We start from the raw sequence: 9159 nt of genomic DNA on the forward strand, positions 1-9159 counted from the left end.
ATGAAGGTGCCTGTAGGGTTTGGTGGGTTTTGAGGGGTTATTTTTGGACGAAACGCGAGCAAGTGGAATTCCTACCTCCGCGCCTATTCGTCGAAAATATCGGCAGCAACAGTACCGCAAACGTTGTAGGGTATGGCCTCGCACGGACACGCTCAGAGCGCTACAGATGTAGACTTGCATCTGTATGTACAGCGGGACCGGCATCTACTCAATCCCTGAGGCGTCGCGCTTAATCGGCGTTCCAACTCGGGACATTCGTCGCTGGCTTTTTGGGTATCACTACCTTAGAAAGCCCGGCGATGCTGCCTCGCGCGTGGAAAGCGCCCCCCTGTGGGAACACGAGCTGGCCCACGAGAGTTTTGATGAAGATGTCATAGGCTTTCGTGACTTGGTGGAATTGCGTTTCATCCGCGAGTTCACGCGCGCCGGGGTGGCGCTCTCGGTGATTCGCAGGTGCCTGACCACGGCATCCGATTTGTTTGGTGTCACGCACCCAATGTCGCTCCCCCGCTTCAAAACTGACGGACGGACGATCTACGCCGAAGCTGTGTCCGAAGAGAAGAACGAAAACTCATTGGTGGACCTGAAAAGCCGCCAATCCGTGTTCAAGGACATCATCAAGCCCTCCCTGTATGACGGCTTGGTCTATGACGCAGACAAACGCCATGCCAATCGCTGGTATCCCAGCGGCGCTAGGGCCCCCATCGTGATTGACCCTGCTCGCAACTTTGGCGCCCCCATCATTGACGCAACAGGGACACCAACGAGCACGCTGTACGCCTCCTACACTGCAGAAGGCGGTGATCAAAAAGCTCTGACGATTACTTCACGGGTTTATGGAGTACCGCCTAAGGCGGTAGAAGCTGCCATCCGCTTTGAGCAAGACCTCAAGCGGACGGTGCATTGAACTTCATCTTTGATGCAAATCTTCCGCCCGGCTGGGCAGGCGCTATCGCTCGCCTAGGAAACAATCGATTCGACCCTGGGCAAATCGGTGAAGTCGTTCATCTCACCGACAAATTCCCAGCGAACACACCTGATATTGATTGGCTGACAGCGCTTGGCCAAGAGCGCGGCGCCCGCTGGACAATCATCTCGCGCGACAACTTCCGCAAGCAAAAGGGAGCAGAGCGCCAAGTGCAGCGCCAGTACGGTCTATCGGTTTTCGTGCTGCAGAAGTCGTGGGCAAGCAAGCCCTATTGGGAAATGACGGCGCAACTCGTTCAATGGTGGCCACGGATCGTCGACCAGGCCTGCGCCACTGAACGTGCGGCCATGGAAGTGCCGTGGAGCACATCAGGCCGCTTCCAGCAAATCTGATGCTGGAGAGACTTGGCCGGGGTTGATGCATTTGCCAGCCGGGCCACTAAACACTCCACGCCCCCGTAGGCGCGCTTGCGCGCAACGCGACACAGTCACACCGCAGCTCCCAATGCAGTCTTAACCGGCCTTGGTGGGTTTGGTGGGTTTTGAGGGGTTATTTTTGGACGAAACGCGAGCATGTGAAAACAAGCGCTCGCTTTGGCTTGGAGCCATCGGCCGCGCTGCTTGGTGGGGTTTGTAGGCTTTGAAGGGTTTACCGACCGTCGAAGCGCGAGCAAGCGTTTTGCCCAAGCCACCGGCATGCACCCCACTGGAACCCATATCAATTCAAATTTGAGATACCCGAAAAGCACTACCTACAAAGCCTACAAACTGGTCTTCATTGGTGGGTTTGTAGGTAGTTGATTCCAAGTATTTCTAGTTTGAAAAAGCATTCTTTCCGTTACGTCACAGGCCCAGGCGGCACGCGGCACACGGCCCACAGATGCCGACGATTCCCGACAGTGAACGCGGCCCGAAAACGGCGCGAAGGCCCGCTCCACGTATGGTTTGCGTTTGTTCAGGGGTGCCGACAGAAACAACTCATCAAGCACAGAGGGCAGGCGTGGGGCCTCGCGCGCGCCACGGGTCAAAACCGTTTCGCAGCCTGCCGCCTGGCTCGGCACCCGGCTATCAGGTCAGTGCGCAGGCAGCTCGGCGCGTAGTTGGTCGAGGTAGTCGGCCCAGAGCTGCATCATGGTCACGCGCTCCGCGATGAACTCGGTGCGGTTGTAGGCACGGCCCAGGCTGTCTTTCACCGAATGCGCGAGCTGCGCTTCCACCACAGACTCAGCCACGCCCAGGCGCTCCACCAGCATCGTGCGTGCGGTCGCCCGGAAGCCATGGCCGGTCACCTCGTCGGCACTGAACCCCAGGGCGCGCAAGGCGGCATTGATGGCCGCGTCGCTCATGGGGCGCGAGTGGGTGCGCTCGCCACGGAACACCATCACGCCGTTGCCGGTGATGGGCTGCAGTTCTTCCAGGATGGCCACGGCCTGCCGCGCCAGGGGAACCAGATGCGGTTTGCCGTACAGCTTCCCGGCTTTCTCGCGCTTCATCCGGGCCGCAGGCACAGCCCAGGTTGCGGCCGCCAGATTGATTTCAGGCCATTCACCTTGCCGCAGCTCCCCAGGGCGCAGCAGTAGCATCGGCAGCAGCTTTAGCGCTGCGTTCACCACGGGAGTCCCACGGTAGGAGTCAATGGCGCGCAGCAGCGTGCCCAAGCGCTCTGGCGAGGTGATGGCCGGGAAGTGCTTCACCATCGGCCGACGCAGTGCGTCTTTCAGGTCGCGGGCCGGGTCGCTGACGATGCGCCCGGTGGCCACGGCATACCGGAACACCTGCCCGCAGTTCTCCAGCGCCCGATGGGCCGTTTCAACCACGCCCCGCCCTTCCACGCGGCGCAGCACGGCCAGGACCATCGGCGGGGTGATGGATGTGATGGGCTTGGCGCCCAGCCACGGGAAAACATCCACCTCCAGCCGACGCATGATCTTCTGGCCATAAGACGCTGACCAGTCCTCTCTGCGGGTTTCGTACCACTCGCGGGCGATTTGCTCGAAGCTGTCAGGCGGAGGCAGCCCTGCAGCCTCACGCGCCGCGTCGGCTTCGTCGGCCTGGGTCTGCACCTTGGACGCCTTGCGCACGTCGCTGGGGTCTATGCCCTGGGCGATCAGCGCGCGGGCTTCATCCCGCTTGTCGCGGGCGGCTTTCAGCGATGTGTCGGGGTAGGTGCCCAGCGACAGGCGCTTTTCAACGCCTGCAATCCGGTACTTGAGGCGCCACCACTTCCCACCGCTTGGGGCAACTTCCAGGTACATGCCCTGGCCATCGGTCAATTTCTGGGTTTTGGGGCCGGGAATAACGCGGCGAATTGCGGTGTCTGTCAGAGGCATTGGGGGCAACTTTTGGGGGCAGCTGCCCCAAATTTAGCAGTTGCCCCCAAAGTTGCCCCCACAAGTGGCTGGCTTGGCATGGACAGCCGTGGACGCGTATGGACAAAAAAAATCCCTAAGCGGTTGATTTGCTTAGGGATTTTGTCATCTGCTGGACGCCTATGGACGTCTGCGGATAGGTGAATGGTGGCCTGGGACTGGTTCTAAAAAGGCCCTCGAACCCACGCCAATACTCACTTTTCCCATCTCATCTGTTCTTTGGGTACACCGCTGGGTACACCGGACTGATCGAGTGGGCTAGTGGAAACGAACCACCAAGCTTGGAGCGATTATCTCATTGATCTGGAACAGATCAACTAGGCGAGATGAGATGGACTACACCCAGCGAGCCCAATCGTTCACACTTGCGCTCAAACTCATTGACCATAAAGTTGACGTCACAACTCCACAGGTCTCTGCCAGAAATACGTTGAACACGAGGCCCTCATGCCTCTCGTTCCGCGACGTGCACCTTGGCCAGCTCATAGAACACCGGCTCGAAAGAAGTGACGAACTTCGCCGCCTCGCGCATGTGGCGCTGCACCGCTGGATTCTTTCCCGCCTCCTCATAGTCTTTCTTGCTGCGCCAGTGGCCGTAATTCGCGACGTGGCGATGGTCATCGCTTATGTGCAGGTTCGCGGAGACGAAGCCCGGCGCGTGAAGAAAGACGTCTTCGGTCGCCTTCGACAGGCTCGCCAGCAACGCCTCAGCCTTCATCTCAGGTTCAACGGTGAACGTGTTGATGAGGATGAAGTAGCCGGCGGACGGGTCGAGGATGGTCATTTGGAGTCTCCAGTTGGTTGAACGGCCTGGGCCGCGGTCAGCGTCGCGCCGTATGAAAAGTGATCGCGTAGCCGTCGGGATCACCGGCGACGAAGAAGCGACCGAAGGGGCCGTCGGCCAGCTGGCTGAGGATCGCGCCGCCCCGCTTGACAATGAGGTCGTGCAGTGCGTCGGCGTCGTCGCATGCGACCCAGAGCACCATGCCCACTCCGAGCGACCCGGCTTCGGGAAGCGGACGAAGAGGCTCTCGCAGCGCCAGCGGAATCGGTTCGGTCTTGAGAACGACGGCGCCGGGCGAACTCTGCGCCGCGGCTTTGAACCCAAAGATTTCCACGTAGAACTTGCGGGATGCAGCGAGGTCGCGCACTTGCAAGGCGATGAAGTCAGGGCCGATTGGCGTTGTCATGTAAATCCCTGTCGGTTAATATCAGTGGACTGATAATAATGTAAGGGGCCTGATATGTCAACGACCAAAGTGGCACCTCGCAGCGGAGCCGACTGGATTGGCTACAATCTGAAGATCACGCAACATCGTTTGCGGCACCGCCTGGATGCCGAACTCGCGCGACTCGGCATCACCGCACCGCAGAACGCTGTTCTGCTTGCTGTCGCCGGGAACCCTCGCATCTCGAATGCCGAGCTGGCTCGAGCGGCGTTCGTGACGCCGCAGACCATGCAGGCCATCCTGGTCAACCTAGAGCGCGGGGGCCTGATCGCGCGCAGTCCGCATCCGGAGCATGGCCGGGTCATCATGACCGAGCTGACGAAGGCGGGCCAAAGGGCCGTCGCTGAGGGCGCAAAGGCGGCCGACGTGGTTGAGCGACAGATGCTTTCCACGCTGTCAGCAGAAGAGGCCAAGCTTCTTTGTGAGCTGCTCAAGCGTTGTGCAGCCGCCCTGTGCGTTGAGCCGTCTGTTAGCTGATGCTGGAACCCTCGTCAATCTCGTCCTTCGTAGCGCCAAGGTCGAACTCCTGCCTCCGACCCCTGTAATCGCGCCTGTTTTAAGTAGGGGTTGGGCTCCAAAATACTGGACTTGGTAAGTTTTTTCTATAAATACACCATAGCAAGTATTTTGACATTATTGGGCGAAACCAGTACATTGGCTATTCCAAATACTGTGCTGCCATGGACTACACCATTCACCTTCCGACCCAACTGCGTGAGCACCTGCGCGCGCTCAGGAAAGAGCGTGGCCTGACCCAGGCGGCTCTGGGGCGCCTGCTCGGTGTTGGCCAGGCCAGAGTGGCTGAAATCGAGAACAACCCCGGGGTTGTGAGCGTTGACCAGTTGATGCGGATGCTGTCGGCGCTGCAGACCTCCTTGGTCCTTCGGGATGATGCTGACAAAGCAGAACGCAGCCCCTTGGGCAGCGTGAACATGGGGAAGCTGGCGCCATCCAAAAACGCCCACAAACCCGTGAAGCCCCCAGCAGTCAACGTGCCACCAACAGGCGAATGGCAGACCTTGCCGTTGACTGGAGGGGGCAAGCACTTGCCAACATCGGTTCTGGTCAGTCGCACTGGCACCATGTCCTCATCCGACGGACAAATGCTTCGTGACATCAACCCAAACGCCGATGTCGTGCCGACCTCCAAGCGCAATTTCATCATCCGCCTCAAGAAGGGCTCCTGGTGATGGCGGCGCTCAATGCTTGGATGAACGGCGAATGGGTAGGGACGTGGCATGTCCATCGAGGCACCCACAGCTTCACCTATGCCCACACTTGGCCCGAATCTGAGAAGTCACGTCCCCTGTCCTTGTCGCTGCCACTCACCCGCACACTGGAGATCAAAGGTGACGTGGTCGCGAACTATTTCGACAACCTCCTGCCTGACAACGAACGGATCCGAGAACGTATCGGGAGACGCTTCAAGACGAAGACGCTGGATGCCTTCGCCCTGCTGGAAGCCATTGGCCGCGATTGTGTGGGTGCCGTGCAGTTGCTGCCCGAAGGGACCACACCCGACGGCTGGGACCGCGTCGCGTGTGAGCCACTGACCGAGGCCGAGGTCGCAGACGCCTTGCACGCCGTCCCGGCCGACCCGCGAACCCACCCCGGAAACGAAGCGCCGGCCTTCCGGATCTCCCTGGCCGGCGCTCAGGAGAAGACCGCCTTCACCTTGGTGAACGGTCAATGGTGCCGACCGCTTGGCGCCACCCCCAGCACGCACATCTTCAAACTTCCCCTCGGGGTCATCGCCAACACGAGCCGGGTGGAGATGTTCAACTCCGTGGAGAACGAATGGGTTTGTGCCCAGATCATCGAGGCGCTGGGACTGCCCATTGCACGGACCGAGATGGCCAGCTTTGGTGATCAACGTGCATTGATCGTCGAACGGTTCGACCGTGAGTGGATGGATGACGGAAAGTGGATCGCCCGGCTGCCCCAGGAAGACTTTTGCCAGGCGCTGGGTCAGCCTCCGCGCATGAAGTACGAAGAGGATGGCGGCCCCACCCTGGCCGAGGGACTCCAGTTGCTGTCTGGAAGCACTGACGCCTTCACGGACCGGCTCGTCTTCCTGCTCACGCAGTTGGTTTTCTGGCTCATGGCTGCACCTGACGGGCACGCCAAGAATTTCTCGATCTTCCTGCGTCAGGGCAACGCCTACGACATGACGCCGCTCTACGACGTCTTGTCCGTGTGGCCCTACGTGGGCAGAGGCCGTGGACAAATCCATCTGCGCGATGTGCGCCTGGCCATGGCGATTCGCTCAAAAAACACGCACTACCACCTGCACACGATCCAGGCGCGCCACTGGCACGACCTCGCCATGAAGAACGGTGGGCCAGATGTCTGGCATGCAATGCTGGAGGTGATCCGCACGCTTGAGCCCGCTTTGTCTGAGGTCGAGGCCCATCTGCCCAAGGACTTTCCGGATCGGATCTGGACCCCGATTGCTCAAGGGATGCGAAGCCAAGCGAAGAAGTTCTTGTCAGAAGCAGCCACATTTTCATGATCGCTTCGGCACCATCATCGTGCCGACACCGGCGACCGATCGAAAGCTCCCACGCGCCTCAAGCTCGATGACAAAAAAGCCCCGATCCACAGTTCAAGCAGCTGACCCATTCAGCGATGAGTTTCATCGCCTGCTTGGCCGGCTGGTGCACGCGATTGCTCGGTTCGACTTCAATGTCGGGCTTCAATTGAACTGGCTTGGCCCCCACTGTCAGCAGGATGTGTCCGAACTCCTCACGGCGAGGCAGGCAAGGCTGGGGGATCGCCTGAAAAAGCTCGAAGTGCTGATCATGGACGTGTACGAACCGGCGGGGCCCAAAGCCTTGGCCGAGTTCTCAGCATGGTTCGAAAACGCCCATCAGGCACGCGCCCTGAGAAACGACTACGCGCACGGCCGCTGGGGCGTTCCCGGCAAGTACAAATTCAAGCCCCCAGGGCGCCTGATCGATGCGGAGCCACTGCTGGTCTTCGTTCCCCTCCAATGGGACATGTCGCCCGACCGCGTCGATGACTCGATCAGTATGACGATCGAAGAATTCGCGGCGCAGGTTCACGACGCCGAATCCTTGTTCAATGCCTACTGGCAACTCTGCCAGCGCTATATCGCGCACGCCAAGCCCCGCCGCCCCTTCGAGCCGGTCTGAGCGGATTCCACATCGCTCCTATCGTCGAGCCATCACCTTGAAGGCACGATCCCGCGCCATGAACGCTGCCAGCATGTGCGGAATCAACGCAACCGCATCCACCGGCGCCTGGTGCAGCCGGCCATGCACCTCCGCGTAGGCATCGAGTTGGGCCTTCAACTCGGCTGACACCGAGATCGTGAGCTTCACTGCCTCTGGTTTCGGGATCGGACCCAGGCTCAGGCGACTGCTTCCTTTGCTCACTGGTCTCCTCCCCGCTGAAACATCAGCGGCTGGTATGGCCGCAGTACCAGATCCTTGTTCACCATCACCCGCATCGAAAAACCCGGCCGGACGGTGAGCGTGGACTGGATGCTCAGGTTGCGCCGCGTGATCTCCTGGCCCACCTGATTCACCGCTTCCTGAACGCTCTCCCTCCCGGCGACCACGATGCGGTCGCCGTCGGTGCTGTTCTCCGGCGCGGCCAGTTCGGCGCCCATGCCCAGCAGCGTGGACAGCGCCGCGCCCGCCAGGATGCGGCCCCAGTGCCAGTCCACACCATCTTCCAGACCGGCGTAGCCCGCCGGGTCGATGCCGGGCAGGCGATCCAGTGCCACCGAGGACGTGTCCGGCAGGATCAACCGCGTCCACACCAGCAGCACACGGCGCTGCCCGAAGCTCACCTGGCTGTCGTAGCGACCGATCAGGCGCGAACCCTGCGGGATCAGAAGATGCCGCCCCGTCGCCGTGTCATAGACCGCTTCGGTCACGTTGGCGATCACCTGGCCAGGCAGGTCGGAGTTGATCCCCGTCACCAGTGCGGCGGGAATCACGGTGCCGGCCATCACCTGGTAAGGCGACGTCGGCATCTGCAGGCCTCCCGGGTTGCGCGTGGCCGCCTCGCCACCAGCGGCCTTGGTCAAGAAACCTTCCTTCGCATCCTGGCGGTTCTGCACCGCCGTCGGATCGGTAGAGGGCGCGGCACCACCGCCCTGACCTGTGGTCAGCGCCAGGGGGTTGAACGCTTGGTGGCTCGCACCCTGACCGCCTCGGTTGGTGGGCGCGTTCAGCGATGCATCAGAGCCCCCGTTCGCTACCTTGCCACCCGCGCCCTTGAAGAACACCCCCGAACGGGCCGCCTCATCGGCCGCCAGTTGCGCCGGATCAGCGGCCTGCTGTGCCAACGGCTGCTGCGCTTTCACGATGGCCGGCCCCAGATCGCCCGGCAACGGTTCACCGAGCACCGGCACAGACGGTGGCAGCACCGGCGTCACCCCCGTGTAGTCCTTGGGCAAGCGCTCCAGGCCTTCGGACTTCGCCACCCGGTCCACGTTGTACAGCTCCGCGGGCTGCTCACTCCCGCGCCGCATGGGCTGCAGCGACCACACCGTGGCGCCCAGGACCAGTGCGGCCAGGCCGCCGGCACCGAGCGCCAGCATGCGCCGACTCAGCCGAACCACGGGTCTGGGAGCAGCCCGCAAAGCCATGGCCTCGGGCGGC

11 protein-coding genes are annotated in these 9159 nt (G+C 61.2%); 6 read left to right on the top strand and 5 right to left on the bottom strand.

Features of this window, described 5'->3' with window-relative positions; all coding sequences use genetic code 11:
* Positions 1-184 precede the first annotated feature (184 nt).
* Complete coding sequence (locus NFX52_RS11750) at positions 185-907, top strand: MerR family transcriptional regulator (protein ID WP_156358730.1); 723 nt, start codon at positions 185-187, stop codon at positions 905-907.
* A complete protein-coding gene (locus tag NFX52_RS11755) occupies positions 904-1320 on the top strand; it encodes a PIN-like domain-containing protein (protein ID WP_055398385.1) in 417 nt (138 codons plus the stop codon). The genes NFX52_RS11750 and NFX52_RS11755 overlap by 4 nt, the downstream gene beginning before the upstream one ends.
* A gap of 680 nt (positions 1321-2000) precedes the next feature.
* Here NFX52_RS11755 and NFX52_RS11760 read toward each other — a convergent pair.
* The 3 genes from NFX52_RS11760 to NFX52_RS11770 form a co-directional block, all read right to left on the bottom strand.
* Positions 2001-3257 (bottom strand): tyrosine-type recombinase/integrase, encoded by a 1257-nt coding sequence (locus tag NFX52_RS11760; RefSeq protein WP_055398384.1) that lies wholly within the window; start codon positions 3255-3257, stop codon positions 2001-2003.
* Positions 3258-3741: 484 nt separating this feature from the next.
* Positions 3742-4080 carry an antibiotic biosynthesis monooxygenase family protein gene (locus tag NFX52_RS11765; RefSeq protein WP_055398383.1) on the bottom strand — a complete coding sequence of 113 codons (339 nt, stop codon included), beginning with the start codon at positions 4078-4080 and terminating at the stop codon, positions 3742-3744.
* Between the two features lie 37 nt (positions 4081-4117).
* Entirely contained in the window at positions 4118-4486 is a 369-nt protein-coding gene (locus NFX52_RS11770; protein WP_055398382.1) for a VOC family protein, read from the bottom strand.
* Between the two features lie 54 nt (positions 4487-4540).
* On the opposite strand from NFX52_RS11770, the gene NFX52_RS11775 reads away from it, so the two are divergent.
* The 4 genes from NFX52_RS11775 (at position 4541) to NFX52_RS11790 (ending at position 7680) form a co-directional block, all read left to right on the top strand.
* The gene (locus NFX52_RS11775; protein ID WP_055398381.1) at positions 4541-5002 is read left to right on the top strand and encodes a MarR family winged helix-turn-helix transcriptional regulator; all 462 of its coding nucleotides are present in this window, start codon (positions 4541-4543) and stop codon (positions 5000-5002) included.
* Between the two features lie 203 nt (positions 5003-5205).
* Positions 5206-5715 (top strand): helix-turn-helix domain-containing protein, encoded by a 510-nt coding sequence (locus tag NFX52_RS11780; RefSeq protein WP_055398380.1) that lies wholly within the window; start codon positions 5206-5208, stop codon positions 5713-5715.
* On the top strand, positions 5715-7037 hold the full coding sequence (locus NFX52_RS11785; RefSeq protein ID WP_055398379.1) for a type II toxin-antitoxin system HipA family toxin: 1323 nt from the start codon (positions 5715-5717) through the stop codon (positions 7035-7037). Before NFX52_RS11780 ends, NFX52_RS11785 begins: the two co-directional genes overlap by 1 nt.
* 67 nt (positions 7038-7104) lie before the next feature.
* Positions 7105-7680, top strand: a complete 576-nt coding sequence (locus NFX52_RS11790) for a hypothetical protein (protein ID WP_055398378.1) — start codon at positions 7105-7107, stop codon at positions 7678-7680.
* Between the two features lie 18 nt (positions 7681-7698).
* Here the strand turns inward: NFX52_RS11790 and NFX52_RS11795 are convergent, their stop codons facing one another.
* Together NFX52_RS11795 and NFX52_RS11800 are read right to left on the bottom strand one after the other, a co-directional pair.
* Entirely contained in the window at positions 7699-7923 is a 225-nt protein-coding gene (locus tag NFX52_RS11795; protein WP_055398377.1) for a DUF2274 domain-containing protein, read from the bottom strand.
* Positions 7920-9159 (bottom strand): TraB/TrbI/VirB10 family type IV secretion system protein (locus NFX52_RS11800; protein WP_252635649.1); only part of this gene is annotated, 1240 nt, incomplete at its 5' end. The genes NFX52_RS11795 and NFX52_RS11800, both read right to left, overlap by 4 nt.

The sequence above is a fragment of the Acidovorax facilis genome (assembly GCF_023913775.1).
In the GTDB taxonomy this organism is placed as follows: Bacteria; Pseudomonadota; Gammaproteobacteria; order Burkholderiales; family Burkholderiaceae_C; genus Acidovorax; species Acidovorax facilis.